A 23,766-nucleotide genomic window follows, 5' to 3' on the forward strand; every position below is an offset into this window, starting at 1 on the left:
CGGCGGTAGGAAAAAATATTTCTTATGGTTTATTAAGCAGCTTTATTCCACGATTCAGTTTTTTAGCTTTGGTATTATCCCCGTCAATGACCAACGAAAGATAAGCGTATACTAACTCTAATTGCCTTGGATTCTTTGACCTTGCATGTGATAACAGCGCTAAGGTTGGTGATCGATAATGATGGGTTAAAGGTACCCGCTTTTCTTCATACTTTAACTGTTCTTGTATCCACGCCATCCATACCGCTAGTGATTCGATGGTATATTTACGTTCAGACTTCTTATTATATTCAAAATAAAAATCTTCAAATGACATAGGTCGAGTCCATGTAGACAAAGTACTTGCTTGAGGCATTGCCCATAAATCCTTGTGTCGGATAAATTAATCGTGTTGCAAATATTTACAGAATTAATTGTGATGGGCAATACACTTATCTTTCATTTTTCAATGCCGAATTCTTTTTACAACGCAGTTATCTGGAGACGTTAACCAACCAACTCCTTATCTTCATCCTTGGTAATCTCAATCCGCTCTAAAACCTCTGGTGAATTAATTAATATGTAAGTGGCTTGTAAAAACCGGTTGGGTAAATGGCCTTTTTTGGTGTTACTTCCAGAAATACTGGCGTGTATCTTGAGTTTTAGCAGCCCTTTTTGAGTCGTCATATAAGGCACACCTTTTTTGGACTCATATAATTTAAAAATATCAGGCGTCAATAAAGCCAAGCCGTACCGAGGTTCATAGACAAGGGAATCAGGTTTGTTTACCGTTAAATTATTTCTATTGACTTCACTAATCACCCATTCAATAAACTCGTTTCCAATATCCTTTAAGGAGAGTTCTGGCTTCTTTGGTTTATTCTCAGTGGGTTCTACTGAGTGAGGTTGTTCCGCTTTTATGGGTACCTCACTGATGATGTCTGGTTCTACCGGCTTAGGCGTCGCTTTATTTTCATGTATTAGCTGATAAGCAAATACTAACGATTCACCAATCATTGGTTCACCGAAAGGATCATTAATCGCTTTAATTAAGGTGGTTATTAATTGCTCGTCTTCTTGTACCCATTCCAGAGGGTCACCGGTAAATAACTGCTTTATGAATAATACATTCTTATTTTGATTACCCTCTATCAACAATGTTGTATGTTTGATGGGTAGTAATCCTGTTAAGGCCGCATCTTCATTAGTCGGTAATGCTAGGTGTTTATGTGAGTCATAGATGAGGGCAGCCACGAATATACCGTATTGCCATTGATACTGCTTCTGCTTAATCATCTCTGGCCGTACGCCATGCGGCAGTATAGCGCCTTTCATTCTTCTTAATACCTTAAGAATGACCTCAAGCTTAGCAACTAGTACGTTATGATCATAATCGATACTGGCTAGTTGATCCCACTTTTTGATAGGACTGAGGTAATACTGATTAAAGTACTCTTTTGGCACACCAGCCAAACGATCCAACTGCACGAGACAATGCTTCACATCATCGCTGAGTTCTTGTGTAGGTTTCGGTAATGTCTTGGGGAAAATCCACCCTATAACCTGCTTTAACATTTTTGTGTGAGCCCACTGGTCAACCAGTTTGCTATCTCTCGTTTAGGGGGGTAACTGTCGTCATTGGGCATAGCAAATATTTGATTATTTTCAAAAGCGAACGACCTAAAGGTTTGCTCTTTTATATTCCATCGAGACACATAGTCAGCACCTAAAAACTGGTAAGTAAAAATACTAAGCTTGTTTATTATTAGTTTAGGTAACCAACGTTCAATCGTTTTAAAGCTCCAATGGCCTGTATCACGTAGTAACTGATTTAATTCCTTAATTGGGTGTTCATCCCAATCAATATACTCCTCTATGCCTCTAATTTGGTCCATAAATAATAGGAAGAATGCATGACACCGCTGAAATTCTTTGCTATCTGCTTTATTTAGTAGTGACAGAATATCATCTTCAGAGTATTCAAAATTCACCGACTTGCCCATTTGCATCTTGTTCTATGCCCCTTAAAATTTGCTTTTATAAAAGCATACAACTTTCTCTATGAGTTGGAAGGGGTTAATCTTTCATTTTTAAATGCCGAATTCTTTTGCTACCCAATGAGCGACCTTGTTTCGATCCCATACCCATAATACAAGGAGTCAGCGCTAACTGATGCACTCAAACTCGTTATCAAAATTTATTGCATCTGCCCAAGTGGTATCAGTTAAAGCCTCAAGTGTTGTACGTGACTTCCAAATAATATCCGACGTTTTTTTCTGTATACTCTTAGCGATGCTCTGCAAGTGATTAGCCGTTGCTGCGGCCTTCTCATCGCGTGCGGCAGTTATTTTTGCCGTTCGGTACTGAGTTTTCAGATAATTATTAATTCCTGTCTCGACGTATTGGTAAGCCATCCAGAAGTCTGGGGGAAAACCACGCTTACGACAATAGTCTTCGTTGGCTGTCAGCTTGGACCTGATCAGTAACGCATTGGCGTTGGTAAACTCTTCACCGCGTACTTGCCTGATTTGCTCAAGTACTTTGGCGTTAACTGCTTGAATAGTCTTTTTGGGCTGTTGACAGATTGTTTGCTTATTAGGGTTTTTCTGATTAAAATTTGATCTCAGATTGTTTTTTGAGCAATGCTCTTTAATAATAATATCTTTTTCTGAATATTCTATGGATTTTAGGGGATCACTATGACCCCCCCTGGGTTCATCATGAACCTCCCTAGGTTCACCAGGATTCGAACAAAAATCATCCGCCTCTAAAGTAGGCTCCTCCTGAATAGAGTTAGGTTCCACCTCATTTACTGGTGAAGATTTAACCGACTGATTTCCAATTTTCAACGTATATATGTTGGTGAGATTTCTGTCTTCTCGTTCTAGTCGGCGTTCTTCATAATCAATGTAGTTTTTTGCGCACAATACTTTGATTGCTCGTTTAACAGACGACATTGAAGCGCCAGAGTCCTTAGAGATGCGCTTTTTACCTGGCCAACACCTATTGTTCTCATCCGCTCGTTCAGCGAGTGCTTTGAGCACTGCCTTTTCAGATAGTAATAAGTCATCTTGATCTTTTGCCCAATTGACAGCTTGGTAAGACATAGCGATTCCTCAATTCCATAGATCGAAGTAAAGAAAATTCAAACAAGTAAAGGGAGGGCTAAATTCGCCTGAATTCCCGTCACATGCGGAATTAGGGATGAAATGAAGTGATAAAACTAATAACTGTTGCATAACGAGACTCGCCTTTTTTGAAGACAAAGCTTGCCTGATAAGCAGTCTCGGATTAAAATTAAAGTCGTTGAGGACCTTAATTTCATAATTTAGACTGCTTATGACCAAGTTTATAAAGCTCTAGTGTTACCGCACTGGGGCTTTTTTGGTTTCAGGGTTTTAATAATATACTTTGTCTATAATTTAACCTGTCGTATTTTTAAGCGTAAACCTGAAATTGACCATAGATATGGTCAATTTACAATCAATTACCTACTGATATGTATTAGGTGTAATAAAGGCAGGTGAAGTCGTGGTTAGACTATGCTCGCCATCCTGATACAGGAACTCAACATAACGTGAAGTATATCCAGTCTTGTGTTGATCCACTGGTAACCTATATGTACATCGCCCTTTTACACAGTTACCTTGCAATGGTGAAGCTTCATACTGAATTTTAGAGGTAATACGAAAATCTCTTTTCTCTGGATTATACCCCTGCCATAGTTTGACTTGCTTTGGCTTAAATAGTGTTGTGACTTCAACATATTGGTTGTCACTACTGGCTTGCCATAGAACTTTAGGTCGCTCTTCGTGGTTTACCAGCATTTTGTAATAGTCTTTTAGTGCCTTACCCACTATTTTAAAATCAATATAATGGCGCTGGTTAGGCACAATTCTTACCACTGTTTCACCAGGCAATTGTTCAATGTACTGATTTAATGAGTCAGGTACGAAAAAATCATCTGAGGAAGCATTAATAATATATTTAGGTATTGATAACCTTGCGTGGTACTTTTTGTTTGGTAAATAGGCAATTGGATCTTCTATCTGCATTAATTTACTAAATTCAGGGCTCTTAATCCTATCTGTAACGCCCTGCTGAACATAATCCCTAAATGCTAAAGGCCATTCTTCCAGGCTTTTGTATATGTGATCCAAGTTTTGCTCTGTATTCAGTATGTCAATGACTATGGGTACAATCGAATTCACTCGATCATCAACTAAAGTAGTTAGCCAAGCTGTCCAACCTCGCTTACTGGCGCCAGCTAATAAAAACTGCTTTGGTTTTGGAAAAGATTGAGCTTCAGATTCAGCTTGAATTGCATCCATCGCTTTTACTACGGCTTTCGCCATGGGGAGATGCCCAATCCAACCCGTATTCTGTCGTGGGTTATCCATGTACTTATTCCACCCATAAGCCATGATTCCATCTTCACGTCGGGCAACGTCATCGTCGAGCCGTAAATATTGATTGGGGATGTCCTGTAAGTCTGCTACAACAGTCTTAGTCTCTGATGCGATGCTGAGAAAATCGACTTGTTCAGGGGCTGGTAAATACTTCTGCTCTTCAGCATGACGAGTACCACCGTTAATAAACAACAACGACTGCTGACTGGTCACTTCTCTAGGAACATAAATAGTTAGCTTATGATGCCAATCTTTACCTGCATTACTAAGCTGTTGTTCTGGCCAGTTCTGACTAGTCAAGTCATAGGTATAGATTGTGATAGAACCGTTTTGCTCAGAACTGACGAGTGTCCATTCGGCTTGAGTTGATGATTCCTTATTAATAAAACAAGATAGTACATTCTGTGGCTCTTGAGCTAACTGTTTATCAGAACAGCTTTGACTCATATTTGACTCTGAAGCAGCAAATGTACAACCAGTAATAATCCCCAAAGCACACCCGCATATAAAAGTTCGCACAGCTTTGGTCTTGTATTGGGATTGAAAATCCATAATTAACAACTGTTTAGATCCTTTTGAAAAATTAAGACAATTAGTCGCAGAATAATACTCTAAAAAATAATGCTGATGTGTAATATTTGGTTACTGAAAATAATCTATCAGAGGTATGACGAGAGATTGTACACTGTATTTTTTATAACCAACAACTTGCTTCAATCGAGTCTTCTAATAAATGCTTTTTGCAGCTACTGCTTGTTTTGGAGCCTATAAATTCCAGACAATTAACCATAACTAATATGAAGGGAGTTTATAGCTAGCTCATTATTAAAAAAACCTGCCTTGCCAATAATTTGAAAACTGCATTTTTTACAATTAAATGTGTCTATTTTAATCCCTTCAAATATAAACTGCTTGCCAGTATTACATATTGACTCCTGCTTACATAAAGGACAAACAAACAGCTCTTCTTCTCCCATAAAAATACCTCACCAATACAAAATCATAGATATATATTTACAGTTCACATCCAATTATATATTTAGTTTTACGTTACAATATTAATCATCATATTAAAGAACAGAGTAATTCTATATACAACACTATCTATCAATGATGACAAATAAAATTTACTGTACGACAAAAACATTTTAACTCTATATTACTTAGAGTCAATATCAAAAAGGATTTATTTTCAACGATGGAATAACAGTATTTATGAGTTTGTATTCATTTACTTCTAATGAAGTGAGGTAATTCCGAAATGAAAGTAGTTAGTGAGAGTTATTCTTTATGCACTGAAGTATAATCTTTCTGTGAGGAGGAAGGATGTTTTTGTAGGACATAACATCAAAATCAAACAGAATATTTAATGTTTCCTCAAGAACTAGTTGCAAGTTAAAAGCAGACATTGACATATTTGCTGCTTTAGCTTCTTCCACTATGACCTTTGCTGCTAGAGGGATTAGCAACTCTTGTTTTAAATCATCAACTTGTTTCTGCTTAAACGGCGACTCTATTGCCTCGTCTCCATATCTAAGCCAAGCCACTATTCTATAAAGACTAACATCTGTATCAAGGTGTTTCATAAAGTAGGCAACTAGCTTAAAAAGAGAAGTCTTCTTGTCTTGATCTACACTATCTCTGGGTGGTTTATTTTTAGTCAGCCAAATCGATACTATCTGTCTAGAACAGCCTGTGAGTTCAGCAATGTATGATATTCGACCTTTGTCCAGAGGCGGCAGATCCATCTTTACATGGTCTAGAAACTCATTCATTCGATCTGAAAACCCTGAATAAACGCCATTATCTTCTAAACCTGGACCCTCAGTATTTTCATACTCTTTTTTGTGATCGGACAGAAGTACGACTTTACTCATTTTACTCATATTCTCATTTTATGTAGTTTACTAATACTTACCAAGTAATGTTAAATGTAAGTTAACATAGATTGTACCATTTATTTACCAGCTGGTATAATACTTCTTAAGTATGCTAGCACTAGATAATATTTTCTAGTAAAATGTGTGGTTGGTCAAAATATAGCCTCATTTGTATGCGTCTCATAGTCACTACTTCACAATATTATGATTAAGAAGGTAAAGGCGTGCTCATTGCTAAGGAGGACTGTTGTATAAACTAATTGCTTCAATAAGGGTACTGATTGGACTAATCGCAATGCTGGTATCTAATCAGACTTCTGCTTTGGACTTATGGATTGTGGAGTTAAACAATGCATCATCACAAGCTAAAAAAGTAGTTAGAGAGCTATCAGAAAAACTTAGTTTAAAGATCAATGCTGCACCAAAAAAAATCATAGTTGATAAAATAAAGAACCTCGATCCAACAAAAAATATTCTAATCACACTTGGCTCTGATTCATTTGAAAATGTTTTAAGTAAAAATAGTAATATTCCAGTTCTAGCTACATTTATTTCAAAGCACTCTTTTCAAATAATTAGCAAAAAATATAACCACTCAAATTCAATTAGTGCTATATATTCAGATCCATCCCCTTTCAGACAAATAGCTTTGATTAAAACTTTATATGGAGCAAATGCTACAGCAGGTATAATTAATACTGAATATGTCTCTACATATATCAATGAATATAAAACTGCATCTACTAAACTTGGGGTAAAGCTATTTATAAGTGAACTACGAGATGGTGGAGCAGCAGAAACATTAAAATACCTTAATAATACACGATCATTAATTTTAGTAAAAGATAGAGCTTTATTTAGCAAAATTAGTGTAGAGCAAATATTAATCAAGGCGTATGACCTTAATCAGCAAGGCATTATTGGATTTAGTCGTAGTCTGGTAAAAAGCGGTGGGTTAGCAACAACTTACTCAACGATAGAGAATATATCATCATCTATCTACTACGAGTTCAACAAGTTTAATGAATTTCACGAATTTTCTAAACCAGATTATTCAAGATTCTATGAGGTTATATCAAATAAATATGTAATACGGTCTCTAAATGTTGTTGGAATTAACGAAAAACAATTAAAAAGATCGATTCAACAATATGAAAAAAGGCAGGTTAAACTATGAAAACAAGCCTGCCCAACCTTATAGCTAGTAGATTTTCAATAAAATTAAAAATTTGGTTGATAATACTACTACCTTTATCAATTTATTGTATTATATCAACTTATTCAACATACCAACATACTGAGTCAATTTCTAAAATAGCAATCCACAATCTACGTCTGGTAGTAGAGAATACGTTAAATAAGGTAGCTATTCAATCTCTCAGGCGAGGTAATAATGATGATATTTTAGGTGTAATGGAATCATTAGTTTCACATACTGATATAAATATGGTTGTGATTTATGATTCAGAAAATGAAATATTCGCAAACTATGGGAAAAAGTCTGACACCTCAGATATTTTTTCTAAACGGCTTTTTTTCAAAGCAAAACGATTTAATCTTAGTGATTTAACATCGGATGTCAATGCATCAACTGGTGATAATAAATACATTGGTAAACTAACATATTCAATAGAAAAAAAGAGTTTTAATGCTCTATCTATCAGAGTACTGCTAGGTGACCTTATGATAAATATTGGAATATTTGTACTACTCTGTATCCCATTAATTTTATTTCTATATAGATCTTTGATTAAACGTTTGTCTCTATTAAAGAATCATATATCATATTTTAAGCAAGGTAAGTATGAATGGTTAAATGAAGAAATAGTTGGTACTGACGAATACTCTCAGGTAATAACTGCTTTAAAAGATGCAGCAACAACCATAAGAAAACAAACCGCTGAACTTGAAAACCAGGTTAAAGTTGTTACAGCATCTAACGAGTCAGCAGACAGGGCCAGCAACCAAAAAGACACCTTGATTGCAAGCATTGGTTATGGACTGGAAATACCGTTATCTGGTATAGATACATGGAATGATATAATATCCCAACATTTGAATGATGCTGAAGACCTGATATTTGAAAAGTTAGATTCTGCAATTGGTGATCATAAAGACAGTTTATTAAAATTGTATAGAATAATTAAACAGGCAAACTATTCACTTTCTAAATCCATTGATAACAGCAGTGAAATTAATAAAATTTTAGACGGATTACTTCAGACAATAGATGGTACAAATTATATAGATATCAACCCAGCTACTTTTTGTCTAGATACAAATATTAATAATTATTTATACGAATTCAAGAATGATATTGATACGAATCAGCTAAAGTTTGACTTCAATATCATTAATGGTTTCGATAAGCCAATCTTTGTCAAGAGTGACTGGATTCGGATAAGACAAGTACTGAATAACTTACTTATGAATGCAGTGAATTTTACAAAATCAGGTGAAATACTAATTAAGTCATATTTTGAACCACATAATATTAACCATGCTTTTGTTCGCATTCAAGTTACCGATACTGGATGTGGAATTGGAGAAAAAGAAAAGATATTTTCAATTATTGATGGAAGTAAAAAATATTCTGATTTTTCTCATGCCGGATATGGATTGACTATTGCAAGTAATATCGCTACTAAACTTAATGGTAAAATAGATTTAGAATATTCAGAAGTTAACAAAGGCTCTCGTTTTTCCTTTACTGCAATACTTCCCCTATCAAATAATAATGAAATCGATGAGGAAATTAATAAAAGCAATAAATTTAGTAATAAATGTAATATTTTATATGCTGATCACTCGCTAATAAATAAAATATTATTTCAAAATATTTGCCTGTACTTTGACATACACATAATCTATGAAGAAGAATATAACGAAGAACTAGTCTCATTATCCTCCCTAAATATTGATGCTATTGTAATTAGTGATACACTGATTAATTCAGATTCTAGTGAAAAGATTGAATCGATACGTAAAAAGTTTATAGGAAATAATTGTAAGACACCACTATTCGTAGCGGCCTATGATCAGCGTAACCTTAAAACTATAGGTAAATATCTAAACACTTTTGATGAGTTAATTGCAAAACCTTACAGTAGAGATACAATAAATAACATAATGAATCGACTCAAAACAAAATAGCAGTGAATAGTATATGAGCAGTAGTTCATGTAATACCAATTAATTCACAGTGGTTGTATATATTTAATTCAGTCCTTGTATACTTCACAACCGTTAGAACTCACAACCAAGGCTTTTATCCGGCTAAGATAATTAATTTGTTTAACTTTACATGTATCTATATAGTACCTATGACTACATGTCAGTATTTTAAAGAAAGAAGTCATATGAAACGGATGTTATTAGTTATTTCATTTAGTCAATTATTTGCCAATATAGTTTATTCAAATGATCTTGATTATGAAGACCTTGAGGTAATAAACGTAATTACTCCAGTCAAGCTGAAACAGTCGTTAAAAGACTCACCCAACGCTGTGACTATTATTACAAAAGACATGTTAAATCTATACGGAATAACCTCTATACCTGAAGCAATGCGTCTTGTTCCTGGTATGCAAGTTACATATAGAGGCTCAAATTATACAATAAACTATCATGGCACTAATGGCATTCAATCAAGGCGAGTTAATGTTATAATTGATGGTATTTCACTCTATAGATATGATTTTGCAACAATTCCGTGGCACGCACTACCAGTCTCAATCAATGATATAAGTAGAATTGAAGTTAGCCGAAGTCCTGCCTCCAGTACATATGGTGCTAACTCACTGCTTGCAGTAGTAAATATAATTACATTGAGACCCGAAAAATCATTCAATAAAATTTCAACTTTCTATGATTCCAATGGGTCAAAAGAAACGTTTCTTAGACTACAAAAAAAAGTAAACAATACATCGATTAGATTGAGTACCCATAGCTCGTATCAACATGGCTTTGATAAAACGTTTGCTAATGAGGACTATCATTCAGGCATTGGCTCAAAATCGTTCAATATTCGATCAACAACTGATATTAACAGCGAGAGTATGTTTGAATTTTCTTTATCACATATTAATGCAACCAATAAAATTCATGAGGTTGAGAGTGGAGAAATAACAAACCCTGACATTGAAAGAAAAGACACATATATTAGTGGAAAGTGGTCACAAACTATAGGTGATCACCATGTACAGCTCTTAGGTACCTATTTTAACGGTGATCTTGAGCAAGATTGGAGATCTTGTAGGCCTACTATTATGATGCTGCATGAAACCGCAGCGCTTTACAAGCTAAACCAATCATATGTATTTAGTCTTTTAAAGGGTAAAACACCATCTGGTGGTACTGTTGAAGATGATGCTGCTTTATCTGCACTCCAAGCGAAACTCAGTGAATTAGGGCCTAATGCAAAACTTGATTCTTGCACGGATTTAAACCAGGACTTGCAAGAAATGCGGGCAACAATTGAATTATCTGATACATACCAATACTCTGAAAATTTGAGGTTTGTTGGTACTATCGGAACACGTTTTGAAACAGCAGAGTCTGATACTTATTTTTCAGGTAAGCAATCGCTCAATACGTTCATAGCTTCAATTAATAGTGAATACAAACCTAGTAAACTATTTACCTTTAATATTGGCGGCTTTTATGAACGAAATAATGATATAGGTGGATTATTTTCACCGCGTTTTGCAGTTAACTATCATCTTTCACCATCACATACATTTCGTGCATCTGTGACTAAATCATTTCGTAACCCAAGCCTATTTGAGCAGAGAGGCAACCGTTCTTATACTTTGTATAACATAGAGCCAAATTATACAGGACGAGAAACAGGCATTTTCTTTGCGACGGGACAATCTCCAGGGGGATTGGAAGCAGAAAAAATAATTTCACAAGAAATTGGTTATTTCGGTCATTACAAAGAAATTGGTACAACACTAGATATTAAAATATTCAAGGACAGGTTGTATAATCTTCAATCAACAAAAATTGATTTGTTCAACTTTAATCCCATTAATAATGGTAGTACTGAATTAACGGGTATTGAGGTTGAATCAGGAATCCAAGTGTACGATAACCTCATGCTTAATTTCGGGATTGCATATCTCGATAACAGTACAGATTTTGACATCGAAAAAACCCAATATTCACATTGGACAGGATTTTTAGCAACTTCTTATAAGTTTAATAGCCAATGGCAAGTAGGTGGAGGTTATTATGGTGCTTCAAATGATGATCATACCCAGGCATATAACCGCTATGACTTTAATATTGGCTACCACCCAAGTTTTATGAAAAGCAATAACTTAGAGCTACGTTTCTTTGCTCAATACCAGCCAAATCCAAGACATGATTATCCTCGACTCCCTAATTTTGCAGCCTCACGAGACAAAAGAAATTTCAAACTTGAAAATCAAGATAAGACAGTACTGGGTATAAAAGCAAGCTTGAGATGGTAGAATGCAAAGAGGCTATAGAGCCTTGGACGTAATTCTGAACAATGCTCTGCTGAACATAATCCAAAATTACGTCCAAGGCTTTAACTATTTAAGTATTTTGCTAAACCATATTATTCTACCAATTATTATTTCTTTTAAATTTTCATCACTTATTTCCCACGACTCTGAGGGTGCATTACTCCACTCATATTTGCTAATTCTACATTTAAAATCATTTATAATAGTAATATTTCGTACTTCAAGCTTATCTCGAAGTTTTATTGCGTATGGACCATCATGAAGCTCATGATTAAATTTTTCAATACAGCAAAGAATTTCATCTCTTTCTAAGTATGAAAATGAAGCAGTACCTGCCGATACTTTTTTCTTTAGTGCATCAAGTTGAAGATTTTTTGGTATAATAGGAAGCGACTCATCATAAATAGGATCTTCACCCTTAATCAACCATTTTAAAGAAACATGGCCAAAAGCTGAAAGCTTAATAATATTTTCTCTTGTAGGTTCAGACTCACCCCTAGCCCATTTCCTGATGTTCGCACCACTTAAATTAGTAGATTCTCCTAAATTGCTGGCATTTCCTGCAATTTCAATCAATAAGCTAACTCTTTTAGCAAAGCTCTCTTGGTCAACGCCTTTGTAATAGTTGTTATCAAGTTTCTCTTTTAAATCAGGACTTAAAAGCTCTTCTAAAGGCTTCTTTGGTTGCATATAGATTAATCAAAACAGTTGGCTGATATTTAAATGTATCAGCTAGTTATGACGCTAATCAAGAAATCTTTATGATCAAAAGTGTACAAATTATGTCAATACGTAACTAAAGTTACACGTATTCCTCACAAATCTGTTTGTTATTACTATCATTTATGAATCAATTTACCTTTATTCTAGCAAAGTTTGTATAGGATCTAGAAATTATCACAACACCATGCTATGTAACTATAATTCTTGATATATAGATAAAATATACTTATAGTGACATATCTGTAAGTATAATTATCTTATAGGTACTGATAACGTGCACTAACCCCAAGGATAAAGAGGGAAGCAAAATGAATGAATGCTCAATTTTTATGCAACATCTCTATCTAGAGTTAAGTAAGCAGCAATACTCTCAACTAGTTGCCAAAGGTGTTCCAGAGGACTTGCTTAAGACCTTGACTGAACATGGATTAATAGAACAGCAGCGGTTGATCTCTAGGGCTGAAAAATTCATCAGTTACAGCTTTGATTTTGAAAGCCTTAAAAGAGAATTGAAGATAGCAAAAAACAAGAAAGACCGTCATCAAATCGAACGTGAATTTATAGCGTTAGACGCATCAGCTGACATGATGAAAACGCTTTTTGCTATGCATCCCAAAGTCTACACTAGCTTACGTAAAATGGCTGATAAAACTAACCTCACAAAGCAACGAAACTATACAGATGAACAAGAATCTCAGGTCATTAGTTTATGGGAGCGCCTAAAAGGTACGGATAAAGATAAATATTTAGATATATCTAAAACAACAGGTATCAGTCTGCGTTTGGTTTGGAAGATCATTACCAACCAGAATAATAATAAACAAATGAAGATTAACTTAGGTTAGTACTCAGTTACTTGCCAATGGCAATCACCAATCTAATTTGGGCTAAAATTAGATCTTATTGGGACAGTAAATATGTCAAATCTTTTAGTTTCAGAGATTGCGTTTCAAACGTATGTATCTAGGGCTCTATTAACAGGAAAGCCTGCAAATGGAGAAACTAGAAAATTTTCACAAATTGGGCTTATATCATTCGCCAACAGTATTAAAATCATTGAGAAAAGGGTAAGGAGTGATCAGCCAGACCCCTATGGTATTTGGTGTTTAGTTAAAACGGAGCAAGCGCTCAAAAAAAACAAAGTAATACTATCAAAGTTTGAACAAGCAGTGAATGAAATACTCGACTTGATGCCAGACAACCTGTCATTTGCCATTGATAAAAAAAGGATATCAAAACCTGATACACTACAGTTCACGTCAACCTATCCCATCATTGCAGCTAGACAGCTGGCACAATTTGATCTGATAATGCAGAAAGCACTTGTTGCAAAAAGTTTCGGCTTGTTTAACAGTAACAATCACTTTAGAGATATGGTACATCAAGGTGCATCGGGCTTTAGAACATTATTTACTATTCCCAAGCATTGTCCTAAACCCGTAACCTTTGATGATCTAGTGTTGATGAATGACAAAGCAAAAGCCGCTATCAAACAAGGTGGAGTCATCCCACAAGAAATTATTGATGGTGAGATAGAACTTGAACACAGTTATATATCTAGTAAGCAATATACATGATCACAGCGACTGAAGAAAAAATATACAGAACTCTACTGACGATTAAGAAACGCTATGTGATTTATAGGGCTAAGCCGTCTGTAAAAATTTTGATTATATGTTGTAAAAAGGCCCTATATATAGCTCAAATATTAATCATTATGCTATTTGACATGATATTCCCCGATCGCTTAGAGCGATATGATCAAAATACACACAGCCAATATAAAAGCTTGTTTTTTGATCATTATTGGTGGTGATGATGACAAAAGGATATTCACTATGTTTTTAAGAGTAATAGCATTGGCATCTGTATTTTTACTGGCAGGATGCCCGCTGCAAAATATTGTCCAAATACAAGACGTCAGTAATCAGACAGCTTCATACAATTTCCCTCCGCCTAATATTGTTAGGCTCGCTATTATAGAACAAGGTATTCATAGTCCTTCAGTCATAACGATGGCTGAAGAAAGGCTGGTTCAAAGTGGGTTCAATACGTTTCGTGATCGAGAAATCAAGCAATGGCAAAACCCTATTGGATTAATAGATTTTGAGGTTGAGAAAACAATAACATCAAATTCAGGACAGAAATGTAAAAAATACACATTAACTATTCCAGAAGTGGGTGATGGAGTCAGTCATGGAATAGGAGAATCACGTCATCATGGAACAGCCTGCTTAAAAAATAATATTTGGCAAAAAATCATAAATTAAAAGCAATTGATAAATAAAGTCTTGCATTATGCAAGACTTTATTTATCAACTTTCTTCGGGCAACATTATAGTAATGACAGGTTCACCTAAATCACCTGGTGTTACTACCGACTTCAAAGTAACTATCTCCGCATCATTCACACGACACCTCTTAGTTCTATTGACCCGGTAAAATTGAAATAGAAGTTGCTGGGAATCACCTTTTGATGAACTAATTGCAAAGTACAGCATATTTAGAACATCCCAAAGCCTTCCTGCCTCATCTTGATACCCGTGACGATTGGTATCAAATTGAGTCCAGCCAACTGAATCTTCGTAACAAGCTCTAGTCAAAGCGACGGGAAACTTAAACCCTACTTCAGCTGCAGCTTTAGTTACATCAATAAGAACACCATCTTCAATTGCTTGACGACGTGTATAGGCACTAGCATAAGAACAGCACATCTTGTGTACTCCGATACAGGAAAAAATGTGGAAACCACATTGATTGGAATAAAACTTATGAGAAAGAAGGAAAGAGGAAAACTAGAAGGTTAATTATGCTGAAACTACAACACCATCAACTTCTATATGATTAATTTCCAGCAGAGTTGCCGATAAATAAAAATCAATTTTTCCAGAAAACTCACCTTCAATAATTACATAAGGCTTTGGTTCAGGATTAGAAGCTCGAAAACCCAACAATATTGTTGACTTTTCTTTTAACGCCTCTTTTAAATCAAAAAGAATATTTTGATTTTTACCATCATAGATAAATACAGTATAAGGAATATAAATAGGTCGCAGAGATGATCCCTGACGAACATTTATTCTTGCCTTAATTACTGTTTTATTAGCAATAAGTTTTTTCAACTGATTGAAGCAAACCCATTGCAGAAAAGTAGCTATCAAAGTACACAATAGACTGTGTATTAGACATAGCTGTTTCCTTAAGACGAGATAAACAGGAAAAACCTGTTTAACAAGCGAACAAATAATGTTCAAAAAGAAGGTCATTTATCACTACCTAATGGCGACCTTTAGTGAGGGTGCTATTGATACTGCAATAGCAACAGAAGAATTGTTTACTATATCAGGGATTTTATACAGATGGCAATTAGCTACAAGAAATGTAGAGGGAAAATAAAGAAAAACCCCTGTACACAGGGGTTTTTAAGCAATGTTTAATACATACCTCTCATAAAAAAATCGAAGGGTATATCATCAGTGAACGAGTCATAACCACCGTCCATCACAGGTTGAGCGTGATTAGAAGAGTTTGGTTGACCTGCCATTGATATATGCTGCCCTGAGTTATCATTTAAATGCTGATTGTTTTGCTGATAACCCTGGTTTTGTTGCCTTAATCCTTGGGGTGGAGTTTGTTTACCATTAGCGTTTGCAGGATGATTCTGCGGCTGCTGAAAGTGCTGGTTTTGTTGCCCTACCCCATTAAGATTATTACCTTCTGGGCGAGAATCTAGCAGTTGCATTTGACCATTAATGTCTACAACAACTTCTGTTGTATAACGATCTTGGCCATCTTGCGCCTGCCATTTGCGAGTTTGTAGCTTGCCTTCTAAATACAACTTAGAGCCTTTACGTGCATACTGTCCCGCAACTTCTGCTATCTTGCCAAAAATAACAACCCGATGCCATTCAGTTTTGCTTTGCTGTTGACCCGTTTGTTTATCCTTCCATTGTTCGCTAGTTGCAATACTCAAGTTAGCTACAGCGTTGCCGTTAGGCATATAACGAATCTCTGGATCTGCACCTAAGTTACCAACTAAAATAACTTTGTTAACGCCTCGCATAGCTTTCTCCTTAAAAAGCTTAATAAATAATAAAAAGTCAATAGAGCTATTAGCCCAACAAAAAGGAATTTGAAAAGATCACATAACACACCAGAGGCTCTGGTTTACTGTATTACGCAAAATTCATCAAAAAGTTGGCTGATGTAGCCTAATAGCCTATAAAAGACTTGATTCAATGAAGAAAAAATGGGAAAACCCCATTTATGCTAGAGAGTAAAAGCTTGAAATACTGTCTTACAATTACTCAAAAAGAAAGGTTTTATCACTGCCAAAAGGCAACCTTTAGTGAATGCTATTAAGACTGTAATAGCAACAGATTGAATATATAGTGTACAATGAGTTTATTGATTTAACAACTTAAAAAGAAGGATACAAAGCATGAAAAAAATGACTTATTGGTTTTTGTTAGTACTGTTCCTTAGTCCTGTAAGCTTTGCATCACAATCAAAAAGATTAGTTCAATGGGAATATAAAATTGTTAACCTGCCAAAAACTGGTTCTGGTGCTGTAAATGCTATGCGTGAAGAGTTTAAGGTTCTAGGATTAGAGGGGTGGGAAGCAGTAAGTACAGCAACAACCAGTAGTCGTATTATTACAATTTTTAAACGGCCAATCAGAAAATAGGCGGGCAATTGCCCACCTATTGATCATTAACGCTGATTTAATTCTTTCCTAATTTCTTCTCTATGCTTTCTTAGCTCCGCTCTCCATTCAGATCGCATTTGGCTTCTTTCATTACCCCGTTGTTCCCTGTTTTCTTCCTTTCTTTCATTGTTTTGTTTACGTCGTTGATTCCATTTATAGCCCTCTACTGTTGTATTGATGGCATTTCGATTCATGTTTTCAGACGCCTGCTTCCAACGCTGAGCGGTACTAGACACCATGTCAGAGATACCAGACATATTGACGCCTGCATAGGATGCAATCATAAAGAATATCAATGGCAGAATAATATGCAATGAACCTGTCAGTGTACTTAATAACGCACGTAAATCTAGGGCGGCAAGATCCGCAGAACCCGCTAATGACGTGGCCATCATGCCAGTTTCAGGGTACATTGCTAGCAGTAAATTATTATCCACCCACCAAGCCAAAAACCATAGTAGTGATAGTATTTTTACACTGACCAATAAAATCACACCATACAGCATACTCTCGATTTTAAATCCCATAAATAATACTAAAAATGGTAATAGCGCAAAAATCCCCATCAGTACCAGCGCCTGTAATTCATCCTCAATTTTCAAAAACACGCTCAGAAATGTTTCATGTGTGGCTGCTTCACCAAATATGGCCAGCCACCCTACAATATCACGTACATCCTGTAGCAAAGACCGATCACCATCCTCCCCTGCTCCATTGAGATACGCATAATAGGGGCCTCTCTTAACGATTTTGGGTGGGTCACGAGACAGAATATTTTTAACTAGGTTATCTTTTCGTTGCCCTTCATCCCAGTCGTAATTAATAAAATTGGTCCATAGACCAGCCTCTTTATCCTGTTCTACTAATTTCTCTCTTAATGTATTCCACCATTCACGACAGTTAGGCCGCCCAAATTCTGGTCGCCCTGGATCATCGGCCTCCCACTCCTTGTCGCGAGTGGCATTGTAAGGAAATCCTTTTACTGGCGTCTCGGCACGTAACTTGTCGTAGTAGCCTGGTACCTCACTGTAAATACGTGAGCCTATCCACTCTGGATCTTCACGACCATACTCCTCCAGTCGCTCTGTTACAGCAGTAGAGCCGGGCTCATCATCGTAATATTTCGAGCGAGCAGGTACAAAGCAGTCTGTGTAAAATTGGTTGGTTTCCTGCCTGACATAATCGTCATTAATACTGACTAACCGCATCTGGTTAATATAGGTTCGAAAATCCTTAATAGGAGGCACAGCTTCCATGACACTGCGATTAATACCCGTAATGGTGTTAAGCGTCGCATACCACAATAAAGGTACCTTCACTGACTCAGGGTAGTTTTTAAACGAAATACTACCATACGTCGTATTGTTATCATGAGGATGCTCAGTTTGCGTCGGGAGTCCTCGTATTGCTCGCGGGGTATACGTCACTTCATTAACCGTCAGGGTGACAATAGGCTGAGCAGCAAACAGCACCACAAAAAAGGCTAAGAGCAGTCGTATTTCAAGCGTACGAATCATGCCAAGCGCCGTACTCCCAGAATCACCAGATTGCCGTGACTCAATCATCGTGGTGATGATGATCATAATAAATGGAATCAATACAATGCCAGTTTTAACCAGTATTTCCCAAATGAAGTCATAAAACATCCACCCAAACAGAGTGGTAAACATTTCTAAACCACTGTTGACTATCATGTCATTTTCCTTTTGCCTGTCTTGCAGCCCCTGTAGCGCCTCTTCTAGTGGTACGGTTTGCACCAACAGCAGCTGTTTGATAAGCCCCCGTTTGCATTAAAAATAAATGCGTTGCGCCAGACATTCTTACGCCGGCATATCCAGCAATAATTGCCAATATCAAAGGGAATAAAATATGTAATGAACCGACTAAAATGTTTAATAACATCCTCATTCGTTGGTTACTCATATCGTTACCACCGAAAAATGAGGCTAAACTCTCTGTATCAGGATACATAGCCAGCAATAAATTATTGTCGATCCAAAAAGCGAAAAACCATAACAATGTCCATAATTTGATGGTAAATAACAGTATTGAACCTATTAGTAAAACTTCTAATCGATAAGCGGTAAACAATATTAAAAATGGCAGTACAATATAAATTGACATTAAAATGAGTGCTTGAAATGGATGCTCAAGTTTTAAAATCACACTCATGGATGTCTCATGCAACGCCGTTTGGTGTAGTAACCCAGCCCATTCCACGACACCCGTTGCAGAATTATAAATACTCTTTAACATCCCAATATTGCCATCCGCATCAATACCATTGGCGTGGGCATAGTTAACGCCACGTTTATAAATACTGGGGGGATCTTTGCTTAAGATCGATTTAACCAATACATCATGACGCTTAGATTCATTCCAAGATCCGCCTAAAAACTCTAAAAAACCATCGACATTACTGGCTTGATTAACAATCCGTGGTTTTAGGTTATTCCACCATTCACGGCAGGTTGGACGACCAAATTCAGGACGATTGGGATCATCAACATCCCATTCTTTATCTCGTGTTTCATTATAAGGAAACCCTTTTACATGATGAGCTGGTCGCAGCGTGTCATAATAACCTGGTCGGGTCATATATAACTGAGACCCTATATAATCAGGGTCATCCGCTCCATGTTCCTCAAAGATTTCCCGCACTACTGCTGTATCAGGTTTCTCATTGTGAAATTTTGACCGAGCTGGCATAAAACAAGCCGTATAAAATTTTTGTAGTTGTGCTCTTAGTTGGTCATCCTCAATATTCGTCAATCGCATTTGTTCAGTTAATGATCGATAATCCGCAATGGGGGGGACAGCCTCTATAACCGCCCGGTTGATGCCTGATGCAGCCTGTAAAACGGCATACCACAATAAGGGGACTTTCACCGCATTGGGGTGGTTTTTAAACGATATACTGCCATAAGTCGTGTTATTTTCATGGGCAAATTCTTGCTGCGTAGGGAGTCCACGAATGGAGCGTGGTGTATAAGAAACTTCATTGACGCTCAGTGTTACGATAGGTTGACCAGCAAATAGCAACACAAAAAATGCGATGAACAGTCTTAGTTCAAGCCGTCTGATCATCGGGAGTACGGTATCAGACGAACTACCTTGCAATCGACTTGTGATAAAGGCGTTTAGTACTATACCAATAAAAGGAATTAATAATATGCCTGTTTTGGTTAGAATGGCCCATATAAAATCGTAAAAGAGCCATCCGAACAACGTGGTAAATAGCTCTAGACTACTATCAACCGTCATGAACATTGTCTCGCTTAATTAAATAGTAGGGCTATCACATTATGCACAAAAAACAATTCATAAATCATGCAGCATAAAAATACGTTCAATCGATAATTTTTAATTAATTGTGCTGCTTTAATGGATATTCGTTTTTTTTGAGCTAATAAATCGACTATTTTTGGCCAAAGGCTGATTAATACCGTATACAATATAAGCCGAGTTACTTGGAAAAATGTGTCCGCTATGTTGAGTTTTTCCTGTAAAAACACAATATCATTAAAATCCAAGGCCGCTAATAATAAGCGACCCACTAGCATAATCCCTAAAAATCCAGCCAATAATGTTAGCAGCCGCATCAGCCATCGCTTCCATTGCTTACCTTGTTTAGGCTGCTCTTCTATGTCGGTAGTCATCATTATTCTTCGCTGTTGTCTTCGGTTCTGAATTCAAAATCACGAGACAATTTGTTTGGGTATCTAGCCCCCTGCCTTCTGATACCCAGCGATTCACGTTTACGATGAAAGTCTAAATTGAGTACATGTTCTGCTGTACCTGACACCAGTTCTTTACGAACACGATCTTCAAACAACAAGTTTTCAATATTTTGATCCAATTCATCAATCACTCGTTGGCTTTCTTCAATAGCCAACTCATTGGACTGGACATTTCCTTCCCGACGACCTGCTAGTAAAATCCGTCTTAAAGAAAGGGCTTGATCAATGGTTTGTGCTTGGGCAATTTCATCCGCTAATTTAGAAATGACATAGGGTTTATCATCCGCGCTGAGATTATTTAATGCGGTAATCAAGTGATAGGAGATTGCTACGCCAGGTGCACTGATTGTTTCTAAGTTACGCGGTGTCGGGTCTAGTTCGCCAGACATAAACTGTACTAACTTATCTTTAGCTATTATTCTCTTTTTTTCAGCAGTTTTTAGAAGTCCATTACCAGGTCTACTGCCTTTTTGACAGTTATCACAGGTGGTTACTCGTACTTCCCCAAGTACATGCTCAGCCCAGTCAGCAACCTCCACTGATGACTTCCAGTACTTCGTTGCTGATGTTGATCTATCACCAGTAGGTATTACACTTTCTGATTCTACAGGTAGTTTATGCAACATATTAAAACCGGCTTTTGCTATATCTTTTACCACATTAATAGGCGGTTGATCTTTACCACCTGCAGGCTTACCGCCGATCCATTTAACGCCATTATCACCACGGTCCTTATCAACCCTTTTCCGCACATCAGTGACATCTGCCGTGCTGTTGCCACCACTACCAATGGAGTATTTCCAGCGTTCTCCGACTGACATCGTGACCCATTTTTCATAGGGATCAATGCCATTTTGCATCTCATACCGCATCCGTTCACAGGATTTTGTCGCTAACCGAAATGACTCTTCTGCACGCAAAATACCGTTGTTAAACATGTCGTATAAGCCAGGATTGGCCTTTTGAAGGAGGTATCCAGGTAACGCTACAATGGCAGATGTCGCGGCTTCTTGCATTTGAACATAGGCCGAGTCAATGCCATCTTTGATGCGATTAATTGAATTTGACAAGGTTGTTTTGATATCAAAATTACCACAGCCAAATGATGTATTTATCGCGCCTCTTGCAGAAAATGGGATTACCGTGACATCCAATGATGGGGGTAATGAAATATTTTGGCCGCCACCTAATTTATAATAAAAAATACTATTGCCTCTGGGTCTTGGTGTCATTTGCTCATCAGCTTGAACCCAAGTAATACAACACATTGCAATAGTAAGACTGGATAGTATTTTTTTATTCATCAACTTTACCAACCTAAATTTGAACAAGAACGGAGGGGAATGGTGTATAAATATTGAGTGCCTTTTATTTCACAGCACTCATAAGGTCGCCAAAGCGTATATGCCGCTACTTCATTTTGGCTGGTCCGGGCGATATTTGAGTAATTATCAATAGGTGTAAAATCAGCCTTGCCAAATACCTTGCAACTGGTTTCGGGTAACGGCAGCATTTCTTGCCATACACCACCTATTTTACTGTTCTCTTTGAGTTCACCAGGAATACGAAAATATAAATAACTAGGATCAGGATACCCCGTCACTGCATTGTAAATATGAGGCTGTCCCGATTGAGTGACAATATTGCCGACTCGTTGAGCAATAATCGCATTGGCTTTAGGGTCTTCATTGGTGTTTACCGCACTGGTCCTAGGAAATAAACTACCCCACATATTGACGGGGAAATTACCAATTTCCCTTAACCCCGGTGTATAACTGGCAAGATAGACCATTTCCGCCGCACCCATCCGCCAGGTCAATGCATCCAACTCAGTGAACATATACGGCTGATAGGCTGTTGCTTGCGAAGGGCAAAATAAAGACAAGTTGTTATATAACAGTTTAGGGCTACCAAACACCTCGGCTTCTTTATGTCTTAGCGAGGTGTTATTACCATGATTCGTATTGGTTTGATTGCCACCGCCTGCAAACCCACCCGAAAAAGTACCTGTGAGCCCATTCACCGCTGCCAGTTTTACACTGGCAAATGTATTTCCCCAATCAATCCAAGGGCTGACGCCTGGCTCATCATACACGCTAACATGCAGATCGGGGTTTCGATGACTTACCCGCATACTGGTGTCTGTTTTACAACCCAGCGGTGTGCAGGTCATCCAAACACAAACCCCGGTTATACAGTAATTAACACAGGATTGATCGCCAAATGAGCCTATGATTTGGGCAGACGTAATGGTTGATACTTGTGGGCCAGCGACACTTTGCGTGCAAATCAACAGTGCGACTAAAAGGCTGTTAATGCGTTGTTTATTCATGCTTATCTAACCACGCTTGATATTGATTGTAAGCGGCCTCAATATCGGTTTCGCCATAAATCACATATTTTTGGTTAAAGACAATTGCCGGGTACTCTGTCAGTCGGTAACGTATAGCCGCCGTAATGCCTAGGTAAGCCGTTTTTGTTTTAACTTCTAATGATGGACCAAGCACGGCGATACGACTTTTTACAATCGCCATGGCCTGCTCCTTATTAGGGGGTAATTTATCCCCCAATAATTTATTTATTTCATCAGGACCATTTAAATTGTATAGGTGAACTTGCGATTTACTCTCTTCAAATACATCCGCATCGCCTCCCTCAAACTGAGTATTTTTATCGCCAATAGCCTCAATTAATGTTGCGGCATTAATTACCGAGCAAAATAATAATGAAAATATTATTAAGTTAATTTTTTTCATCGTTGCACTATGTGGTAGGTATTTAATAAATACTATCAATGAAGAAGCGCCACTAATCAATAGAGTTATCTTTCAT

Annotated in this window: 24 protein-coding genes; 7 read left to right on the plus strand and 17 right to left on the minus strand. The window is 37.0% G+C overall.

The window, feature by feature from the left end:
* Positions 1-22: 22 nt before the first annotated feature.
* The 7 genes from OQE68_RS28560 to OQE68_RS28590 form a co-directional block, all read right to left on the minus strand.
* The gene (locus tag OQE68_RS28560; RefSeq protein ID WP_180569817.1) at positions 23-355 is read right to left on the minus strand and encodes a hypothetical protein; all 333 of its coding nucleotides are present in this window, start codon (positions 353-355) and stop codon (positions 23-25) included.
* Positions 356-486: 131 nt separating this feature from the next.
* Complete coding sequence (locus tag OQE68_RS28565) at positions 487-1,554, minus strand: conjugal transfer nickase/helicase domain-containing protein (RefSeq protein ID WP_180569818.1); 1,068 nt, start codon at positions 1,552-1,554, stop codon at positions 487-489.
* Positions 1,548-1,988, minus strand: coding sequence for a hypothetical protein (locus OQE68_RS28570; RefSeq protein WP_180569819.1), 441 nt, complete (start codon positions 1,986-1,988; stop codon positions 1,548-1,550). The genes OQE68_RS28565 and OQE68_RS28570 overlap by 7 nt, the downstream gene beginning before the upstream one ends.
* A gap of 156 nt (positions 1,989-2,144) precedes the next feature.
* On the minus strand, positions 2,145-3,086 hold the full coding sequence (locus OQE68_RS28575) for a helix-turn-helix domain-containing protein (protein ID WP_180569820.1): 942 nt from the start codon (positions 3,084-3,086) through the stop codon (positions 2,145-2,147).
* Positions 3,087-3,470: 384 nt separating this feature from the next.
* Positions 3,471-4,835, minus strand: coding sequence for a PhoPQ-activated pathogenicity-related family protein (locus OQE68_RS28580; protein ID WP_180569821.1), 1,365 nt, complete (start codon positions 4,833-4,835; stop codon positions 3,471-3,473).
* Positions 4,836-5,170: 335 nt separating this feature from the next.
* Positions 5,171-5,365, minus strand: coding sequence for a hypothetical protein (locus OQE68_RS28585; RefSeq protein WP_180569822.1), 195 nt, complete (start codon positions 5,363-5,365; stop codon positions 5,171-5,173).
* A 294-nt stretch (positions 5,366-5,659) separates the two neighbouring features.
* The gene (locus OQE68_RS28590; RefSeq protein WP_180569823.1) at positions 5,660-6,265 is read right to left on the minus strand and encodes a hypothetical protein; all 606 of its coding nucleotides are present in this window, start codon (positions 6,263-6,265) and stop codon (positions 5,660-5,662) included.
* A gap of 250 nt (positions 6,266-6,515) precedes the next feature.
* Between OQE68_RS28590 and OQE68_RS28595 the strand changes: the two genes are divergently transcribed.
* The 3 genes from OQE68_RS28595 (at position 6,516) to OQE68_RS28605 (ending at position 11,745) form a co-directional block, all read left to right on the plus strand.
* Complete coding sequence (locus OQE68_RS28595) at positions 6,516-7,445, plus strand: hypothetical protein (protein ID WP_180569824.1); 930 nt, start codon at positions 6,516-6,518, stop codon at positions 7,443-7,445.
* Positions 7,442-9,421: a sensor histidine kinase gene (locus OQE68_RS28600; protein ID WP_180569825.1), complete on the plus strand. Its 1,980-nt coding sequence runs from the start codon at positions 7,442-7,444 to the stop codon at positions 9,419-9,421. The genes OQE68_RS28595 and OQE68_RS28600 overlap by 4 nt, the downstream gene beginning before the upstream one ends.
* A gap of 206 nt (positions 9,422-9,627) precedes the next feature.
* On the plus strand, positions 9,628-11,745 hold the full coding sequence (locus OQE68_RS28605; protein WP_180569826.1) for a TonB-dependent receptor plug domain-containing protein: 2,118 nt from the start codon (positions 9,628-9,630) through the stop codon (positions 11,743-11,745).
* 84 nt (positions 11,746-11,829) lie between these two features.
* Here the strand turns inward: OQE68_RS28605 and OQE68_RS28610 are convergent, their stop codons facing one another.
* A complete protein-coding gene (locus tag OQE68_RS28610) occupies positions 11,830-12,453 on the minus strand; it encodes a helix-turn-helix domain-containing protein (protein ID WP_180569827.1) in 624 nt (207 codons plus the stop codon).
* A 341-nt stretch (positions 12,454-12,794) separates the two neighbouring features.
* Between OQE68_RS28610 and OQE68_RS28615 the strand changes: the two genes are divergently transcribed.
* The 3 genes from OQE68_RS28615 to OQE68_RS28625 all read left to right on the plus strand — a co-directional run bounded on the left by OQE68_RS28615 (position 12,795) and on the right by OQE68_RS28625 (position 14,756).
* The gene (locus OQE68_RS28615) at positions 12,795-13,331 is read left to right on the plus strand and encodes an STY4526/YPO1902 family pathogenicity island replication protein (protein WP_180569828.1); all 537 of its coding nucleotides are present in this window, start codon (positions 12,795-12,797) and stop codon (positions 13,329-13,331) included.
* A 72-nt stretch (positions 13,332-13,403) separates the two neighbouring features.
* Positions 13,404-14,063 carry an AcaB family transcriptional regulator gene (locus OQE68_RS28620; RefSeq protein ID WP_180569829.1) on the plus strand — a complete coding sequence of 220 codons (660 nt, stop codon included), beginning with the start codon at positions 13,404-13,406 and terminating at the stop codon, positions 14,061-14,063.
* Positions 14,064-14,243: 180 nt separating this feature from the next.
* Complete coding sequence (locus OQE68_RS28625) at positions 14,244-14,756, plus strand: hypothetical protein (protein WP_180569830.1); 513 nt, start codon at positions 14,244-14,246, stop codon at positions 14,754-14,756.
* Between the two features lie 45 nt (positions 14,757-14,801).
* On the opposite strand, the gene OQE68_RS28630 is transcribed toward OQE68_RS28625, so the two are convergent.
* The 3 genes from OQE68_RS28630 to ssb all read right to left on the minus strand — a co-directional run bounded on the left by OQE68_RS28630 (position 14,802) and on the right by ssb (position 16,549).
* On the minus strand, positions 14,802-15,200 hold the full coding sequence (locus tag OQE68_RS28630) for a DUF6573 family protein (protein ID WP_180569831.1): 399 nt from the start codon (positions 15,198-15,200) through the stop codon (positions 14,802-14,804).
* 93 nt (positions 15,201-15,293) lie between these two features.
* Positions 15,294-15,608 carry a DUF3577 domain-containing protein gene (locus tag OQE68_RS28635; protein WP_180569832.1) on the minus strand — a complete coding sequence of 105 codons (315 nt, stop codon included), beginning with the start codon at positions 15,606-15,608 and terminating at the stop codon, positions 15,294-15,296.
* Positions 15,609-15,919: 311 nt separating this feature from the next.
* A complete protein-coding gene (gene ssb, locus OQE68_RS28640; RefSeq protein WP_180569833.1) occupies positions 15,920-16,549 on the minus strand; it encodes a single-stranded DNA-binding protein in 630 nt (209 codons plus the stop codon).
* Positions 16,550-16,927: 378 nt separating this feature from the next.
* On the opposite strand from ssb, the gene OQE68_RS28645 reads away from it, so the two are divergent.
* A complete protein-coding gene (locus tag OQE68_RS28645; RefSeq protein WP_180569834.1) occupies positions 16,928-17,173 on the plus strand; it encodes a DUF4177 domain-containing protein in 246 nt (81 codons plus the stop codon).
* 26 nt (positions 17,174-17,199) lie between these two features.
* Here the strand turns inward: OQE68_RS28645 and OQE68_RS28650 are convergent, their stop codons facing one another.
* From OQE68_RS28650 to OQE68_RS28675, 6 genes are read right to left on the minus strand one after another with little or no spacing between them, the layout of a single operon-like run.
* A complete protein-coding gene (locus OQE68_RS28650) occupies positions 17,200-18,951 on the minus strand; it encodes a conjugal transfer protein TraG N-terminal domain-containing protein (protein WP_180569835.1) in 1,752 nt (583 codons plus the stop codon).
* The gene (locus OQE68_RS28655; protein WP_180569836.1) at positions 18,890-20,458 is read right to left on the minus strand and encodes a conjugal transfer protein TraG N-terminal domain-containing protein; all 1,569 of its coding nucleotides are present in this window, start codon (positions 20,456-20,458) and stop codon (positions 18,890-18,892) included. The genes OQE68_RS28650 and OQE68_RS28655 overlap by 62 nt, the downstream gene beginning before the upstream one ends.
* A 14-nt stretch (positions 20,459-20,472) precedes the next feature.
* Positions 20,473-20,856 carry a hypothetical protein gene (locus OQE68_RS28660; protein WP_180569837.1) on the minus strand — a complete coding sequence of 128 codons (384 nt, stop codon included), beginning with the start codon at positions 20,854-20,856 and terminating at the stop codon, positions 20,473-20,475.
* Positions 20,856-22,238, minus strand: a complete 1,383-nt coding sequence (locus OQE68_RS28665) for an integrating conjugative element protein (RefSeq protein ID WP_180569838.1) — start codon at positions 22,236-22,238, stop codon at positions 20,856-20,858. Before OQE68_RS28665 ends, OQE68_RS28660 begins: the two co-directional genes overlap by 1 nt.
* Positions 22,239-22,243: 5 nt before the next feature.
* Positions 22,244-23,266, minus strand: coding sequence for a TIGR03756 family integrating conjugative element protein (locus OQE68_RS28670; RefSeq protein WP_180569839.1), 1,023 nt, complete (start codon positions 23,264-23,266; stop codon positions 22,244-22,246).
* On the minus strand, positions 23,259-23,690 hold the full coding sequence (locus tag OQE68_RS28675) for a TIGR03757 family integrating conjugative element protein (protein ID WP_180569840.1): 432 nt from the start codon (positions 23,688-23,690) through the stop codon (positions 23,259-23,261). The genes OQE68_RS28670 and OQE68_RS28675 overlap by 8 nt, the downstream gene beginning before the upstream one ends.
* Between the last annotated feature and the right edge of the window lie 76 nt (positions 23,691-23,766).

It is taken from the genome of Spartinivicinus marinus, from assembly GCF_026309355.1.
GTDB lineage: Bacteria > Pseudomonadota > Gammaproteobacteria > Pseudomonadales > Zooshikellaceae > Spartinivicinus > Spartinivicinus marinus.